Source organism: Micromonospora sp. NPDC049900, assembly GCF_044461025.1.
Lineage (GTDB): Bacteria > Actinomycetota > Actinomycetes > Mycobacteriales > Micromonosporaceae > Micromonospora.
This window is the reverse complement of the sequence record NZ_JBITKM010000002.1, coordinates 820,137-836,609: the sequence shown is the minus strand read 5'-3', so window position 1 is coordinate 836,609 and position 16,473 is coordinate 820,137. Positions and strand designations below refer to the sequence as shown.

Genomic DNA, 16,473 nt, shown 5'->3' with positions numbered 1-16,473 from the left:
GATCTGCTCCACCAACGCCATCGAGTCGGTCAACGCCCGCATCCGCCGAGCCGTTCGAGCCCGCGGCCACTTCCCCAACGAGGGCGCCGCCCTCAAATGCGTCTACCTCGCCGTGATGAGCCTGGACCCGACCGGACAGGGCCGTCGGCGATGGACCATGCGCTGGAAACCCGCCCTGAACGCCTTCGAAATGGCCTTCGAAGGCCGCCTGACCACAGGCCGAAAGTAACCCTCAACAACCCGAGTTACACCGTTCGTTTGACAGACCCCGGTGTCCTGCGGCGTCCGGGCCCGCACCACGATCCGCTCACCCTCGTCGGTCACATCCTCGATGACCAGCGGAGACAACCCCGAGAACACCGTCTGTACAAGCCTGTTGACGACCTCCACATAGGAACAACGACACCGGCCACCCTCCGTCACCACCTAAAGTGAGACAGAGCCGTTCGTTTGACAGACCCTACTTGCGGGCGGTTCTGACGTTCATGTCGAGCAGGCGGGCCCGTTGCCGCGTGACTGAAACTGTCACCTATCGCTGTAGCAGCCCCGTTCATGACCGCCTCAGGGTTCAGTGACCTCCGCGGGTGGCTGCGCGGCGGTGCTTGTTGACGAACGTGAAGCGGTTGGGGTCGAGGCTACGGTTGGCGAGTTCGGCGGCTTGGACGGCTTCCTCGTACAGCTCCATCTGCCTGTCGGAGGCGTGTGCTCCGGCGGGAAGCCGGCGGATGAAACCGTGCACCTGGTGGGCGCTACGTGGGGCGGGTGCTCCCATCTTGGCGAGGCTCTGCGGCTTCAGCACCTCGACGGTCGGCTGGTAGCGGATCAGGTCGACCAGGTTGTCGCCGCTGCGTGCCGGGTACCAGAGGCCGCCGTAGCTGTCCCGGCCGCCGCGGACCCTCCGGATCCGGCCAGCCTTGATCAGGTTGGTGGTGGCATCGTGTACCTGGCCGGTCATCCGGTCGGGCATGCCGAGGCTCTGGCAATTGCGGACGAGAGCGTCCTCGGCGAGTGTCGCGGTGCCCTGTGGGCAGAGATGACCGAGGATTCGCAGCGTGCGCAGGACCCATCGTTCGACCGAGACTGGTCCGGTGGCGCGGCGGGGATCTCCGTCGGGTTCCAGTTCCCGGGTGACGACCTGCCTGTCGAACTCGTGCCGGAACTCGGTGCCGTCGATGCGCTCGGGCCGGCGCAACGGTTTCGTGACGGCGGTCATGGTGGTGCTGTCGGTACGCCAGGTGAAGTCGACGAGCAGTCCCGGTTGCAGGGACGTGGGCCAACGCACCCCCTCGAGCTGCCATCGTCCGCCGACCTGACGGAGCGTGACGTTCTGCGGCCGGGTTGCGGCGCTGAGGTGTTCGAAGTAGAGGCGCAGCCGTCTGGTCTCGTGCGACGGCAGGATGGTCCCAGCGGGGATGGGACAGCGCCGCCGGTTCACGTCGTCGCGGGTGAGGGCCACCTGCCAGGCGGCTCTGACCGTGCCGGTACGGATCCGGTCGCCGGTCGGCAGCCAGCGGGCGGTCGCGGATTGGCCGGGGCCGGCCAGGCGCGGCGCCACTGGCCTGGCCGTCGGCTTTGCGGGGGTACCGGTGGCGGTCTTCGTGCCGGGCTTCGGTTGTCCGGAGAGGGGCGCTCGCGGAGCGGGTGCGATCAGTATCGCGTTCAACTGGCTGATCAGCTCCGGCACGCAGGCGGCACACGAGTCCCCCCGGGCGGCTGCCACGCAGGTGGCGGTGTGCACCAGGCAGGCGTCGGCGACCGGCCGGGCCAGGCGTGGTTCGTTACGGGCTACCCGGTTCGCGGCTTCGATCAGCCGGGAGATACGTGCGGCTCGCTTCTCTGACTGCTGAAGCCGCAGGTAGACCTGGCTTTGAAGATCCTCCCGGAGTCGGCTGGCGATGACCTCCATGGCGCAGCCCATGGCGTAAGCGTCGTCGGCTTCAGCCAGATCCGCAACCGCCTTGTGCTGTTGGTTCGCGACCTTCTTCTCGAGGCGCCGGCGGTCCTTCCTCAAGCCGTCGGTGACACGCTTCGCCTGGTGCGCCCAGCGTTCCAGGACAGCGGGGTGCGACAACGCTCCCAGACTCGGGTCCGCGCGCCGGGCTAGCTCGGCGAGGTGCTCGATGAACGATGTCTCGCTCAAGCCGCGGAGTTCCTGTGTGTCAGCCGGTATGCGATGCGCGCTGGGCGGGTCCAGCACGACCATCCAGTCCCAGAGCGTCTCGGCCGGCATGTCCCGTCGTGTTCGAGTGAGGCCTTCCTCCTTCATCACCTCGGTCAGCTTCGCCACGAACGCCGACCGGCGGAACCTCGACAACAGCAGAGCCGGGAGCGGATCCTGAACGGGTAGGGCGTTACCCGTACCCCGTCCGCGGCGGTCCTTCGTCTGTTGCTTCCGACGTCGGTTCGCGATCGCCTGCTGCTCCCGGTGGAGTGACCGGCGAATGCCAGCACGAGCGTCGTCGGCCAGGCTGATGCCGTCCCAGCCCCTTCGTTCCAGGAGTGCGTCGGCGAAGGCGAGTGCGGCCGAATAGGCGTCCGACGCGGCCAGTTCGGTGAAAGCCTGATCCTGTTCAGAAGTGAGAGTGCCTGCCGCGCGAGCGATGACGACCGTGGCGAGCTGACGAAACCCCGGCTTGGGTTGCTGAAGATCGATACGTTGCGGCGGTTCCATCGACGTGGCCGCCACGGCCGACGACTTCGACGGCAGCGCCAGGCACTCCTCGGCGACAGCAAGCTGGTAACAGTCGGAGCAGGTCGGCGCTGACCAATCGCCATCGGCCACCGCGACGAAGCGCGTGGTCTTGACGATGTCACAACCCGCACAGGTATACGCGTCCGCGGCTTTGAGCCGGAACTGTTGCCACCGGCCACGGGCGGGCAGCATCATCGCGATCTGCCAACCCGTCGCCACGGTCTTAGCGGTCACCACTACAAGTTACCGACCGAACACGAATTCGGGCGTTGTGGCAAATCGCACTCCGTATCGCCCCAGGCAATGATCGATGTCGCCCGGGCACCGGGCACCGTCGCGGTTGCTGGCGAGATCTCTTGGCAACTGAGCCTCAGCCCACCCTCGACCTCCTGCGGAAAGTTCGCCGGTGCCCCGGGCAGGGTCGGATGCCAGCTGCTGCGTGACCGCTCGGTCAGCTCATCAGCCTCGGCCAGCCGGGATACCAGCCGTCGGTCCGGTGCCGTGTCATCCGCACCGCTGCGGATGCCGTACTCCTGAAGAGCAACGGCGTAGATGTTCGAGGGCAGGGTGCGAACCCCGACTCCGGCACGCCTGCCGATTAGGCCCTCCGTGTCGCTGCCGCGCAGCAGAGCGGCGATCACCTTCCGCTCGTTGCGGTCGACCCGCGCAGCGAGGCGGTCACCGCGTAGCCCACGCTTCTGCGCCTCCTGGTAGCACCAGGGCACGATCAACAGGTACCGTGCCCGGTTCTGCAGGACCGACGTGCCGGGAAACAGCAGGTCGCTGAACGCGTCGCGGACCTGACCGACGCCCAACTCGTCCCGGCTCTCCGTGTCGCTGAAGAGCTTGAGCAACTCACGCATGCGTTGCTGATCCTCGCGAGACGTGTCCAGCCAACTCAGCCCCGAGGCCATGGACGCCTCCCGCCCGCTTCGGCGCCGTCAACAAGGTCGCTGAGCAGCCCCGTGGGCAGGGCGATCCAGCCCTCGACCCCTGCGACCTGCCGCTGCTCGTCGTCGGGCCGGGTCGCCCTGCCTATGGCGGCGGCACGCGCGTTGAGGGCCGCGACGACCGCGTCGAAGGCGTCGTGGCTGCGGCGACACAGCGCCTCGGAAGCGCCCAGTTCCAGCCAGGGTGCGGCCGCGCAGAGCGCGGTCACGAGGGCGGCATGCTGCGTCTTCTGGCCCCGTCCCTTGTAACCGCGGTACGTCAGCCCCCAGCGGCACAGTGCCGCGGCCGGGTACACCTCGACGATTCGGCCGTTGCCGCACCGGTCGACGTCCTGGCCGGCGGCGGCCAGCATCGCCAATAGCCCGGCACATCGGAAGGCGGCATGGGCGATGCGGTCCGCGGCCACGCTGAGCGGAATGATGCCGGTCGTCTCGCGTACCACCTCGTCGGTCAACCGGTAGGCCAGACGACGCCGCCACTGTGCGGCATCGCCGTCGGCGACGGTGACGTGGCCGGACCGGTGGGCCGTGAGGAGCGCGGCGAAGGGTTCGGGCCAGCCGAGTGGGCAGTCCAACCCGCCTTGTCCGCGTCCTGGCTGGCCTTGACGATTTGGGCATCGCCGACGTCCAGGACCAGGTTTCGAACCACTGCGCGGTCCGACAGCCATTCGATGGTCGCCATCGCCGTACGTTTGTCCGCCGCTGCGAGGTCGACGCCGAGGGTCAGCACCGCAACACTCTAGGTGCCGACCTTGCGTCATGGCTCGACCGACCGTCGTTGTAGGACGTTCAGGCACGCGTGACCCCCGGATCGGTGAGTAAGAGTGGGCCCGGTCCGCGTGAGTGATTCTGCGCGAGCATGGCCCAGGGCACTACCATGATCCTTGGCCAGCTGGTTGTCATGATCCATGTGGTGTCTCCGTGGGTGCTCGGGCGCGATGGGACGGGGCCAGCGCGCGACGGACTGGGCCGGACGCCGTCCTGTGAAGCTGGGGCCTGACCGCGAACAGATGGACCCATGTGACCCCGTTGGACCAGACGACTCGACCAAGATCAACCTCTTAATCTGCGGGACTCTTTGGACTGGTTGGGACTGGTGAGACTGAGGCTGACCAGGGATTCCTGGGCGGATCGTGGATGTTGGAGGCGGCAGGCGGCTGTTAGATTCCCACCCTGCTGGATCGCAAAGTCCGCTGGTTGCCAGGGCTGCGGCGGAGGCTGCCTCGGCTGGCTGGTCAGTCCTTGACGCTCTCCCTCGGTACCGGTCGTAGGTCCAGCATTTCGCGCCCGCCGACTGCATCAGCGGTGTGTCGTCGCAGCAGGTTCAGCAGGTCCTCCTGCCTGGGCTGGCCGAACGCCAGCCGGTACATCGCCAGGTCGGATTTGAGCCGGTCAAGTTTCGCCTGGTCGCGGCTGAGGGGGTACGGCAGGACGTGCCGTTCGATCTTCGCCCGGCCGGGGAACACCCAGTACGGGGCGAAGTCGCCGAGCTCTCCGGATTCTGCTCGTGCCGCGTCGTACAGGGCCTTCCACACGTCCGGCTCGGGGGAGCGCAGGGCAGCGGCGCGGTGTGCGGCGGCGACGTTGCGGCGCACGGCGTGTCCGCCGAAGCGGTGGACCCGGCCCTCACGTTGTTCGAAGTCGACGGGGTTGGCGGGGGTGTTCCAGTGCACGACGGCCGAGCACCACTGGTGGAAGTCGATGCCTTCCTGGCCGGCGCTGGTCGTGGCGACAACGAACGGCCAGAACGGGCTGTTGAAGGCTCGCCGTACGGTTTCTTTGCGGTTGACCTGGGATTGTTCTTCGCCGCGGCCGCCGTAGCGCAGCGCGAACCGGCCGGGCAGTTTGATCCGCTCGTCGGGGTGGTGCGGGTCGAAGGCTTCGTACGTCGATGGTCGGCTGGCGATTGCTTGCCGTGCCTCGTCGGCGAGCCGGCAGAGTTCCTCGTCGTCGAGGTGGGTGTCGGCGGCCCCGCTGCGCAGGGTGTGCAGGTGCTCGTCGAGGACGGCTTGCAGATCGCCGGCGGCGCAGTAGCGCAGTACGGCCTGCCAGTAGACCGGGCCCATGGACAGGCTGTCGAGCAGTTGGGCGGATTCCGGCCGGTTGAACAGGGACCGTAGTCCGTTGGCCAGGATCGCCGCGGCGCGCCAGTGCCCTGCGGGTGTGACCGCGTCGTCGGGGTGGATCAGTCGGGACAGGGCCCGCCAGGCGATGTTGCCCGGCGCGTGCAGGCCGATCTCCGCGACGCTGCCGAGCAGACCGTGGAGATGGTCTGCTGTCGGGTAGTGGGCGTTGCTGGCCAGCTCGCGGGCTCGTTCCACGTGCCGGTCCAGGCCGGTGGCCGTTGTCTCCTCGTCGGCGGAGGTGCCCAGGGCGGCCGCGGCGTCGTCCGGGCCGGGGTCGGCGCCGGGCCATCGGAAGATCAGTTCCCACGGCTCGGCGGGGCTCGCTTCGGTGGCCTCCGTATCGTCCGATACGCGAGCAAGTAGCCGTTCCCGCACCTCGCGTTCGACCACGTCGAGCGGCGTGGTCTCGTCGGGCCGTTGCCGGGCTAGGGCCAGCGGGTCGCACAGTGCGGCCAGGGCGGGATGGGGCCAGAACAGCGCCAGGACGCTCATCGCCGCCGGTCGGCCGTGTTCCATTCGGTAGTCGAGATGCCGGTGCCCTTGGCCGGTGGCGCCGAGCCGGCGTTCGGCTTCGTAGCTGAGTAGCCCTGCCACGGCGGTGGGTGTGGCGTTCCAGGACGAGAACAGCAGCCGCTTGGTGATGCCGTCCCGCGCCGCAGTGGTGAATGGTTCGCCGAGCGTGTGGTAGGGCATGGATGGGGGCAGCCATAGCAGTCGCCACCAGCCCTTGTCGACGGTGTCGGCGGCGAGCTGTCGGAGCCGGGCGTTGCCGAGATCGACCGGTTCCCGTTGGTTGATCGCCTCGGCATCGAGCAGCTGGGTGCAGGCCAGCAGCGCGGACACTTCGGGGTGCGGCTGGCTGTCGAGCGCGGCGCGGACCTTGTCACCAAGCTGGTAGCCGTCGAGGAAATTCAGGAAGTACGGGGCGGACTTCCAGTACTCCACCGTCATGGGAGCGCCGACGACGTGTGCGATCTTGCGTATCGCCACGTAGCCGCGGATATCACGCGCGTCGAGGTCATCGGCCACGGTGAGGTGCTCCCGCAGCATGCCGTCCTGCACCAGCGCGGGCCGTTCCGTACGACACATGACCCGCAGCAGCAGGCCGCGCAGCCAGTCGCGCAGGTCACCGCAGGGCTCGCCGCGCACCAGCGCGTCCCGGTACGCCTCGAACGCCTTCGCCACGTCGGCGTGCCAGGACTCGTCGTCGGTGAGGAAGCGCAGGACTTGCTGGAAGTCGCGGTAGTGATCCTCGCCGGTGGTGCTCTCCTCGGCGAAGGTGAACGGCTTGTACGGGGTGGCCGACAGCAACAGCACCCGGGCGGCCCGGTAGTCGAACAGATGCCGGGCGAGCTCGGCGCCCTCGCCGCCGTTGGGGTCGAGTAGCTCCCGGAACCGTTGGAACTCGTCGAGGATGATCAGGTCGGGTTCGAGAACCTCGACGCCGGCGGTCGCGAGCGTGGTCCGGAGGGCGCCGGTGAGCGTGCGTGCTGTTTCCCGTAGTGCGTCGGGTAGGGCGGGGCGGCGGCCGATGCCGTCGAGCAGCGCGTCGAACTCGTGGAGCAGGCCACGTTGACGAGCACGGCAGAGGAACTCGCCGGTGATGGTGCGGTCGAGCTTCCCGTCGAGCTGCGCCCACAGCCGGTTGCACTGTTCCTCGAACCGGCCGGGGTTTGCGACACCGGCCTGCAGGGCGCGTAGCGCGGCCCGGGTCCGCCAACCGTTCCACGAGCTCGCCTGTTCGAGGATCAGGAACAGCAGTGCTCGCTCCTCGGCCGTACCGGTGCGCCACCCCTGGTCGAACGAGGTGCCGGGGGTGAACGCGACCAGGTTGATCGGCTTGCTCGCGGTGGTGGGTGCGGCGTTGAGCTGATGGGCGTGCTTGGCGAGCAGGGTGAGTCGGCTGGACAGCGTGACGGTTTCGTCGGGGGTGACCCGGAGCCGGGCGATGTTCTGCCGGGCGACGTCTTGGTTGGAGCAGACGTAGACGACGTCGACCCGGTCCACGCTAGCGTCGTCCTGCAGCCGCTGCAGGGTCTGGGCGATGACGCCTCGGGCGACGACGCTCTTGCCGAGCCCGGTCTCGTCGGCGACCAGGAACCGGCGGGTCGGATCGGTGCCGAAGTACCGGTCAATGACGTGCGCGACGGTGGCGCGTTGGAAGTCTTTCAACCCGGCCATGACCGGCTCGGCGTCGTACCGGTTCACGCGTCCACCGCCTCTGTCATCGGCTCGCGTGCCGCCGTGATGACCCGCCACAGCTCGGGGAAACCCGCAGGAAGCAGGCGATTACCAGCACCGCTGGCTTCGATGCGGGTCACCAGCCGGGCCAGGTCGTCGAGCTGGTCCGGCCGGTCGACGAGAGCGTTGAGCAGCAGTTCGAGGATCCCGGTCCCGCCGGCGCGCCAGGCACCCGATCCGCCGGTTCCGCCGTCTACGGCGGCGGCAGCCTCGGTGCCGAGGCCGAGGATCAGCAGCAGAAACCGCAGGAACTTCTCCGGGGTGTCGATCTGCTGGGCGAGGACGTGATCGAGCCGGTGTGCGGGGTCGCCGATCAGGGTGGCGAGGACGACGGTCTGCTCTCGGCTGGTGGTGTCCTCGGCGGTGATGACGATGAACGGGGTGATGTCGGCCAGCGCAAGTCCGGTGAACACGGCAGCCACCGGCTGTCCCGCGACCAGCGGCACCGCCTCACCGCGACGGGTGTGCATCTGCGCGCTGATCCGTACCCCCGGCATATCGGGCAGGTCCTGCTGGGAAGTGAGCCGGATGCCGTAGCTGTCGGCTTCGGTGGTGACGGTGGCCGACAGTGGGATGGCCGCGATGTCGCGGATCAGGTCCCGTAGCGCGGTCGATTCCGGCTCCGACTCGGTGGCATCGTGGCGGTCGTAGGGTTCGAGGATCCCGCGGAGACCTGCTTCCGGACCGAGGACGGCGTTGATGCCCCACTGGGCGCGGCTGCCGGCCAGTTCCACCAACAGTTCGACGTTGCCGCCGAACGCCGCGTCGGTGGCGTTCGCGGAACCGAGCAGGACCCGTGCCTGGTGGCCCTTCTCCACCACGTACACCTTCGCGTGCAGCCCGTGCAGCACCTCCTGGCCCGACGACGCCCCCTCGGCGGGCAGACCCGCCAGAGCATTGACCACGAACGCCTCCGACCCGGCCACCGTCTCCTCCGGCAGGCAGTCCAGGGCCTCCTGCCGGCTCACCAGGGCCAGCTGCCCGCCTGGCGCGCACCGGTCCAGGCCGCCGGGCGTGCAGAACGGCGAGATGATGAGGTGACGCGTGCCCTCGAAACGCGGCGGGCGCGCGCCGGGCACGCCCAGCGCGTGGAAGGACATCTCCCGGGCTGTGTCGGGGAGTTCCCACTCGGCCCGGCGCAGGTCCTCGGTCAGCGTCTCGATCGCCGCCTGCCGATCGGGCGGTAGTGGCGCGACCGCCAGCCGCACTGCATGCCGCAGGAGATCCGACAGCGGCCGGTTGTCCGCCTTCGGCCTTGGGCCGATAACACCGTCCAGGCGCAGGCACACGTCCCAGCTGCGATCCTTGGTCAGGTTCCGGCTGAGCACCAGCAGCCGCAGGAACGTCTCGCCGGTTGTCTCGTCGTGGAAGCGCAGCGCCCACACCTTCGGGTGGAACAGGTGTCCGGGCTTGGGCCGGCGTACCTGGTGCACCATGGGCTCGACGAACGCCAGCAGCGCGGACTGCGTCGGGGGCACGGTGATCTGCCCCGCTTGGCAGAACACGTCGATGCGGTCGGCGCAGTGCCGCACACCCTCCATCACCGTGATCGCGTCCGTCGACTCCCGCAGGCCCTGGGCGGCGAACGCCAACGGGGCGACAAGCAGGCTCTCCAGGTCCAAGGTGAACGTCAACGCCACGGCTCGGGACAGCCGCGCGCCCGCTGGCGCGCGCAGCGCGTCGAGCAGCAGGGCGCGGGAGTCAGGCGCGAGCACCGGCAGCCTCCGGCAGGTCGGCGGCGCAGCCGTCGTGAATGTCGGCGAGGATCCGGCGTACCTGCGGCCACCGGAACACCAGTTGCCGGCTGCCCGACGCGCCACTCCACCCGCGGAGCAGCTTGTCGTTGAACAGCCGTGACTGGCCCTTCTTCACCGACCGTTCCCGCTCGGCCACCAAGGCCCGCAGGCCTGGGTCGGTAGCCGCGTCACCCGCGGCCCCGCTGGTCACCACGTCGAGCCACCGCTCGATGAACCGGCGTGCCGCCGCGTTCGTGGCGATCCGCGGGTTCTGTCGGATCAACCGGCTCCACATCCCCGCCCGCTCCCAGCCCTTCAGGCCGGGCAAGACCGTCACCCGATCGTTCCACTCCCGCAGGGCGTCGCGGTACGTCTCCGCCGGATTCTCGTGTTCGGTCAGACCGGCCTGCTCGTACCGCTCGGCGACGAGCAGGTTGTACAGCAGCGCCGCACCGTGCATCGCCAGCGAGAACCGCTGCGCGTCCCGGACCAGCGCACCGACCGGGTCCGGCGCGGCGAGCGCCGCCGGCTCCCACGGCACTTGACCGTCGGTAACCAGTCGATGCTCGGGTTGCAGCAGGTACGCCAGCAGGGTGTTCGGCGCTGCGGCGAGAAGCCTCTCCCGCAGCCAGCGGGCCTCCTCCGGATACAGCCTCAGCCCGCCGTCCACCTCGTTCGGGAAGCTCGCCGGCGCAACTGGCAGCGTCGCGTGCCAGGCACCGCTCGGTCGGTCGGCCAGTTCATCGGCCTCGGACACGCCGGGGGCCGGCCGTCGGTCCTGGGCGTCATCGTCACCCGTGCGGATGGCGTACCGCAGCAGCGCCGCCGCGTAGATGGCCGATGGCAGAGTTCGCACACCGACACCGGCCCGCCGGCCGATCACACCCTCGTTGTCGTCCCCGCGCAGCAGCGCAGCGATCACCTTCCGCTCGTTACGGTCAACCTGCGCGGCGAGGCGCTCACCGCCCAGCCCACTCCGCTGCGCCTCCTGATAACACCACGGCACGATCAGCAGGTACCGCGCCCGGGTCTGCAGCACCGAGGTCCCGGGAAACAGCAGGTCACTGAACGCGTCGCGGACCTGGCCGATGCCCAATTCGTCCCGGCTCTCCGCGTCGCTGAACAGCTTGAGCAGCTCACGCATGCGCTGCTGGTCGTCGCGGGAACTGTCCAGCCAGCTCAATCCCGAGGCCATGAAACCCTTCCGCTCATTCTGCTGGGCCAACAATGAGGCTGCTGAGCGGACCGGTGGGCAGCGCGATCCAGCCCTCGAGACGAGCGACCGTCCGCTGCTCGTCGTCCGGCTCGGCTGCCCGGCCGATCGCCACCGCACGGGCGTTCATGGCCGCGATCACCGAGTCGAACGCATCGTGGCTGCGTCGACACAGCCCCTCGAAAGCACCCAACTCCAGCCAAGGCGCGACGCCGCACAGCGCGGCCACCAGGTCGGTATGGCGCACATCCTGAGCCCGGCCCTTGTAACCGCGGTACGCCAACCCCCAACGGCACAGGGCCGCCGCCGGGTACACCTCCACGATCCTGCCGCCGCCGCAACGGTCCACGTCGTGCCCGGCAGCAGCGAGCATCGCCAGCAATCCGGCGCCGCGGAAGGCGGCATGAGCGATACGGTCCGCGGCCACGCTTAGCGGGATGATGCCCGTCTCCTCGCGGACCACCTCGTCCGTCAGCCGGTAAGCCAGGCGACGTCGCCACTGGGCGGCGTCACCACCGGCAACGGTGACGTGGCCGATGCGGTGGTCCTGCACGAGCGCGACAAAAGGCTCCGGCCAACCGAGCGGGCAGTCCAGTCCGACCTTGTCGGCGCGCTCGCTCGCCTCGACGATGCGGGCATCGCTGACGTCGAGGACCAGGTCCCGCACTATGGCGCGGTCCGGCAGCCATTCGACCGCGGCCATCGCTGTGCGCTTGTCCGCCGCTGCGAGGTCGACGCCGAGGGTCAGCACCGCACCACTCTAGGTGCCGATAGCGCAGCAGGACATGGCTCGACCGACGGTCGTCAGCCGACGTTTGGCTGTGTTCGAGATCCGATGTGCTGAGTCAGAGCCGGGCGTGGCTGCCGCGTCGAGGGGAACCGTCATCGGCTCCGTCCATGTTGGTCGTGCCGCATCGTCTTCGGACACATGGATCGATGGATGTTGACTAGGCTCTTGGACGATCGGGGGAGGATCACATGTCATCGCGTACGGGGACGAGTGCGTTTCTTGCGGTGGTGTTGTCGGTTGTGCTGGCCGGTTGCGGCACAGATAGCGGAACACAACCGCCAGCCGGACCGAGCCCATCGCCAGCGACCGCAGCGCCGGCGGCCAGCGAGGCGGCCTCGGTTGAGCCCGAGGCCGCGCCGGTCAATCCCGTCGAGGTGCTTGCCCGCAATACCCGGCGTGCCTATGCGGCGTGTGGCGGCTGCGGAGGAGTGCTCGCCCTTTCCGGTGTCGACCTACAGGCGGCGATCGACTCCTTGGTTGCCGAGCACTCCAAGCAGGCCGGCCCGCCGCTGACGCGAAAGAACGCGGAGCTTGCCCTCTACGGGCCGTCCGGGACGACGCCGAAGGTGGCGGGGGACAACGTCCAGGGATACGACGTGTTGTTCTATGACGCGTCGGGCAAGCTGATGCTGGGACGCCAGGTCAAGACGTTCGCCGGCAAACCCAACCAGTTTCCGAACCGACTCCGTGCCGCAGCGCCGACCATGAAATATGACGGAGAGCTGCTGGTCCAGGTAGCGCCCGGTGTCGATGCGGCGGCCGTGGAGGGCATGATGAAGGGCTTCTGGGGCAACCGCTCCGATGCGCGGCTGGCGGCCTATCAGAACATGTGGGTGGCGTTCCGGTCTCCGGACGGAAGGCCGCTCGGTTTGTGGATGCCGGGCGCGCGTGGCATGGGCGTGCCAGGCTGAACGGGGGGACGACCTGTGGGGATAGACGCCACCTTGTTCTGCCTGTGTCGACGGGTCCAGCTTGTTCTCGGCAAGCCCGTACGTAACTCGTGGGACGACATCATCTACTTCGCCTACGCGCATCCGAGTGCGCCCAACCATAGTCAGTCGCGGGAGATGTCGGGGGCGTTGTGGAAGATCTTCGCTGAGCACGTCGGCCACCAGTTGCAGGTGATCTACGACTCTCAGCTGGAGTACGACGAGATGTGGGAGCCGCCCGGGCCGCCGGCCATGATCGGCGGTGACGAGCCGGATGATATCGAGTTCAGCGACTATCTGGCTGGCTGGCCAGAGGACTCTTTCGCCGACTACTCGAGTAATGGGTGGGATGTGTCGAAGACCGGTCACCTGGCCTGTTTCCGCTGTCGGGAACGGCTTTGCCTGGGGCAGGCGGTACGCGACGCCGGCGGTCGGGTGCTGTTCTTCCACCATGGTGGTCCGGAGGCACCGGCCAACTCCCAGCAGCCGGTACTCAACCGGGCGGCCTGGCGGTTTCTGGCCCGCCACGCCACGCACGAGATGCCGATCCTGGTCGGCCCACCGTACGACCGGGACATCGACGGTTACGTCGAGATCGGCGGGCAGCGGCCTGACGATGTCCCGTTTGACGACTACCTGGCCAACTGGCCCGGGTAGGCCAGGGCATTCACCCCGGCACGTCGCTCCGCACCAACGGACGACGTCACGCCGACGGCCCACCCGAGGCGCGTCACGGTGGTGCTCGCTGGGTGCTCGGCCGCCATGGACCGGCTCGCTCAGAGTGGACTCGGGGATACATCGGTCTGGCACAAACGGGCAAAGCCAGGCAGCGCGTGGACCGGTGAGACCTGAAAGAACGGGAGCGCACTGATCAACGCCGCCTCTTAATCCGCGGGTTCGGGGTTCGAGTCCCTGGCGGCGCACCAAGCAGCAAGGCCCTGACCTGGTAGAACTCTGCCGGTCGGGGCCTTTTTCGTGTTTGTCGTGATGGATGGTCGCTCGCGGGGTGCTCGGGGGCCGTTGGACCGGGTGGGCGGTGCGGGGACCGGCTGTTTCCGGTGGGACGCGGCCGTGCACCCGTCGGCGCCGATCATGGAGTTGTGGTCGCTGTAGAACGTCTCATGGTGGACATAAAGGTGACCACAACTCCATGATCGACGCGGATTGGGGCGCGCGGGTGGGGAAGCGGGAGGTGGGGGACGTCCAGCGGAGATTGGTCAGTGCAGGGCTGGGATGGTGGCGAGCAGCCCACCTGCGGCGCACTAACGAGTAAGGCATGGAACCTTCCCTGCCTGTCGGGGCCTTCTTCGCGTACGGCGGTGGTTGGTGGTGGCTCGGTGGGTGCTCGGGAGCCGTTGGACCGAGTCGGCGTCGGTGGGACCGAGGCAATGCCCATTCCCGCCTGGGTTAGGTCCGGGCCTGGCGTCATGCGATTAGCCGCGGCCAGAGGTGGCCGATCGATCCGCATAGGCGAGTTGGGTCGCCGCCTCGAACGCCGTCGTCCAGGGGAAGGCGCGTTGCCGGCCATTGCCGCTGCCGGGCGGGTGCGGTTCCCAGCGGTTTTCGGGGCCGAGCAGGACGTGTACCCCTTCGTCGCGGAGGCTGGCCACGGCGTGGCGGAAGGGTAGGCGGGCGGCAAAAGCGGCGTTGACGAAGGGGACGATGACCGTCGGTACCTGTCGTCCGATCAGTTCGGCGACTGAGGTCATGGCGTAGTTGTCGGCGAGGCCGATGGCGATCTTGTTGATCGAGTTGTACGTCGCGGGTGCGATGACCAGAGCATCGGCGGTGGGTAGCTGGCGGCGGTCGCCGGGGGAGGCGCGGTAGCTGGATCGCACCTCAGTTCCGGTCAGTTCCTCGATCGCAGGTACGTCGATGAAGTCGATGCCGATGGGCGTGGCGGTGACGGCGGTCGTCCAGGAGCGCTTCTGCGCGGCGTTGATCAGTTGGGTCACGTCGGCGGCGGGACCAGCAGCGCAGACGACGATCTGGAGGTGGCCGCCGGTCATAGCGGGATCCCGGCCCCTCGTGCAAAGTCGACGACGGCGGTGCGGGCCGAGCCCTTGGCAAGGAGCGCCAGGTCGGTGGCGATGCGCTGAACGACTGGGCGGCAGCGGATCTCCTCGGGTGCCACCTCGTACGCGGTGCGGAGCGCGGCCAGGCCGTGCTCGTAGCGCCCCCACTGGGTGTAGGCGCGGGCGACATCGATGTACAGAGCGGCTTTGCGTTCTGCGAGCGTCACCTTGTCCAGCGGTACCGTGCGCGCGATGCCGATGGCTGTGCCGGCGTCGCCGAGGGTCAGGGCGACGTTGACCCGGTGAAGCAGAACGTTGGTGGCACCGAAGCCGGTCCATCGGTCGTTGCCGTCGTAACCGAGTCGGGCGGCAGCACGGTCCGCCTCATCGAGCATCGATTGCGCCGTATCCCGGTTTTCGCTGCGGGCGGCGGCAACCGCACCCCGGAGGACGAGGGCACCGTAGGTGGCTACCGCGTCAGCCGACATGAGGCGAGTGTCCCGGTCGAGCACGCCGGCCGCCTCGCCAGCAACGGTCAACGCCTGTTCGCCGTGACTATTGCTCATCAGGGCGTGGGCCATGATCCGGGCACTCGTGGCGACGGCCACCGGGTCCGCACTGGCCGCAGCGGCTCGGGTGCTCCGTTCGGCTGCGATCAGGGCTGTCCCTCGGTCGCCGACCTTGAGCAGGACGCTGCCGACGACGTGGTACAGATCCGCAGCCAGGACTTCGGTCTTCGTTCTCTGTTCGCCCTGAGCGTTTGCCCTGGCCGGTTCGAGTGCGGGCAGCAGCGTTACGAGTTGGTGGAGAACACGTTCGTACCGGCAGGCTTGGTAATCGATCTTCGCGACGGCTACGGCTCGGGAGAACTGTTGAGCGCACAGCGTCACCCCGTCCGGATGGCGTGGCGAGACGAGCGCGTCGAGTAGTGGCGCCACGCCGGGCGCAGCGGCGACGCCGATCGTCGCCCCACGTATGAGATCCCTTCGTCGCACGTGACCATCCGAGCCCGAGTCGCCTTGTCCGCCATCGCCAGTATCCGTAACCAGGTGGGCATCCGGCAGCGTGGTGTCCACGATTGCACCGCTGGTGCCCGTCGCCAGCAGTGCCCCGAAGCGTTCCCGTGCCTCGGGGGTGGCTCGGGTCAGCACGGTGTCCAGCGCAGCCTGCATGTCGGCGCGCAGGAGAATTCTGTCGCCCTGGCTGCTCCACTTGGCCACGGTTCGTCGGGCCGCGCCCAGGTGTTCGGCGAAGGCGGTCACGCTCATTCGCAGCGCGTTGCGCAGCGCGTTCGCTTCCCGGCCGGTCCAGGTCGTCACCGGAGCCATCGCATGTCCTTCCGAAACGGACAGTCCTCGGCTCGGTGATCGTACCGGCACAAGGGGTGACGGCAGGTGCACCGCCAGTGCACCGGTCGGACATTACGTCCAACTGCCCCTGGGGCCAGGCTGAGTGTGCCGGTACGCCGCTTCCCCAAGCGCTCCGGCAGGTCAGCGGCGAACTCACCTCAGACAGAGCCAGATGGACGTGCCTCACGGCGGTAGGTCGGAATGCGGCCCGATGCACCGGCAAGTGCTCGCGCCGGGTACTCCGTCGACCGTACGGGTGACTCCTCGTTCGCGTACCGCCATCGGGGCTGCGTGGGCGGGCGACCGACGGTCTGTTCCCCGCCGTTGGCCAATGGTGGTGGGGGGGGGGGGGGGGGGGCCACCCCCCCCCCCACCACCCCCCCCCCCGGGGGGGGGGCCGCGGGGGGGGTGTTAGTGTCGCGCCCCCCCCAC

12 protein-coding genes are annotated in these 16,473 nt (G+C 68.6%); 3 read left to right on the top strand and 9 right to left on the bottom strand.

Annotation, left to right across the window (positions count from 1 at the left end):
- Positions 1–229 (top strand): transposase (locus tag ACIBMZ_RS08265; protein WP_396691862.1); only part of this gene is annotated, 229 nt, incomplete at its 5' end.
- Between the two features lie 339 nt (positions 230–568).
- Here ACIBMZ_RS08265 and ACIBMZ_RS08260 read toward each other — a convergent pair.
- The 7 genes from ACIBMZ_RS08260 to ACIBMZ_RS08230 all read right to left on the bottom strand — a co-directional run bounded on the left by ACIBMZ_RS08260 (position 569) and on the right by ACIBMZ_RS08230 (position 11,709).
- Positions 569–2,926, bottom strand: coding sequence for a hypothetical protein (locus ACIBMZ_RS08260; RefSeq protein WP_396691861.1), 2,358 nt, complete (start codon positions 2,924–2,926; stop codon positions 569–571).
- A gap of 2 nt (positions 2,927–2,928) precedes the next feature.
- Positions 2,929–3,555, bottom strand: a complete 627-nt coding sequence (locus tag ACIBMZ_RS08255; RefSeq protein WP_396691860.1) for a DUF6361 family protein — start codon at positions 3,553–3,555, stop codon at positions 2,929–2,931.
- Positions 3,556–3,590: 35 nt separating this feature from the next.
- Entirely contained in the window at positions 3,591–4,310 is a 720-nt protein-coding gene (locus ACIBMZ_RS08250) for a DUF429 domain-containing protein (protein WP_396691859.1), read from the bottom strand.
- A 567-nt stretch (positions 4,311–4,877) separates the two neighbouring features.
- Positions 4,878–7,976, bottom strand: a complete 3,099-nt coding sequence (locus ACIBMZ_RS08245; protein WP_396691858.1) for a helicase-related protein — start codon at positions 7,974–7,976, stop codon at positions 4,878–4,880.
- A complete protein-coding gene (locus ACIBMZ_RS08240) occupies positions 7,973–9,724 on the bottom strand; it encodes a phospholipase D family protein (protein ID WP_396691857.1) in 1,752 nt (583 codons plus the stop codon). The genes ACIBMZ_RS08245 and ACIBMZ_RS08240 overlap by 4 nt, the downstream gene beginning before the upstream one ends.
- The gene (locus ACIBMZ_RS08235) at positions 9,711–10,940 is read right to left on the bottom strand and encodes a DUF6361 family protein (RefSeq protein ID WP_396691856.1); all 1,230 of its coding nucleotides are present in this window, start codon (positions 10,938–10,940) and stop codon (positions 9,711–9,713) included. The genes ACIBMZ_RS08240 and ACIBMZ_RS08235 overlap by 14 nt, the downstream gene beginning before the upstream one ends.
- Before the next feature lie 13 nt (positions 10,941–10,953).
- The gene (locus tag ACIBMZ_RS08230) at positions 10,954–11,709 is read right to left on the bottom strand and encodes a DUF429 domain-containing protein (RefSeq protein WP_396691855.1); all 756 of its coding nucleotides are present in this window, start codon (positions 11,707–11,709) and stop codon (positions 10,954–10,956) included.
- 227 nt (positions 11,710–11,936) lie between these two features.
- Here ACIBMZ_RS08230 and ACIBMZ_RS08225 point away from each other — a divergent pair, with 227 nt between their 5' ends.
- Together ACIBMZ_RS08225 and ACIBMZ_RS08220 are read left to right on the top strand one after the other, a co-directional pair.
- Positions 11,937–12,659, top strand: a complete 723-nt coding sequence (locus ACIBMZ_RS08225) for a hypothetical protein (RefSeq protein ID WP_396691854.1) — start codon at positions 11,937–11,939, stop codon at positions 12,657–12,659.
- Between the two features lie 15 nt (positions 12,660–12,674).
- Complete coding sequence (locus ACIBMZ_RS08220; protein WP_396691853.1) at positions 12,675–13,334, top strand: hypothetical protein; 660 nt, start codon at positions 12,675–12,677, stop codon at positions 13,332–13,334.
- A gap of 776 nt (positions 13,335–14,110) precedes the next feature.
- On the opposite strand, the gene ACIBMZ_RS08215 is transcribed toward ACIBMZ_RS08220, so the two are convergent.
- Together ACIBMZ_RS08215 and ACIBMZ_RS08210 are read right to left on the bottom strand one after the other, a co-directional pair.
- Complete coding sequence (locus ACIBMZ_RS08215; protein WP_396691852.1) at positions 14,111–14,686, bottom strand: flavoprotein; 576 nt, start codon at positions 14,684–14,686, stop codon at positions 14,111–14,113.
- Complete coding sequence (locus tag ACIBMZ_RS08210) at positions 14,683–16,020, bottom strand: hypothetical protein (RefSeq protein ID WP_396691851.1); 1,338 nt, start codon at positions 16,018–16,020, stop codon at positions 14,683–14,685. Before ACIBMZ_RS08210 ends, ACIBMZ_RS08215 begins: the two co-directional genes overlap by 4 nt.
- Positions 16,021–16,473: the final 453 nt, after the last annotated feature.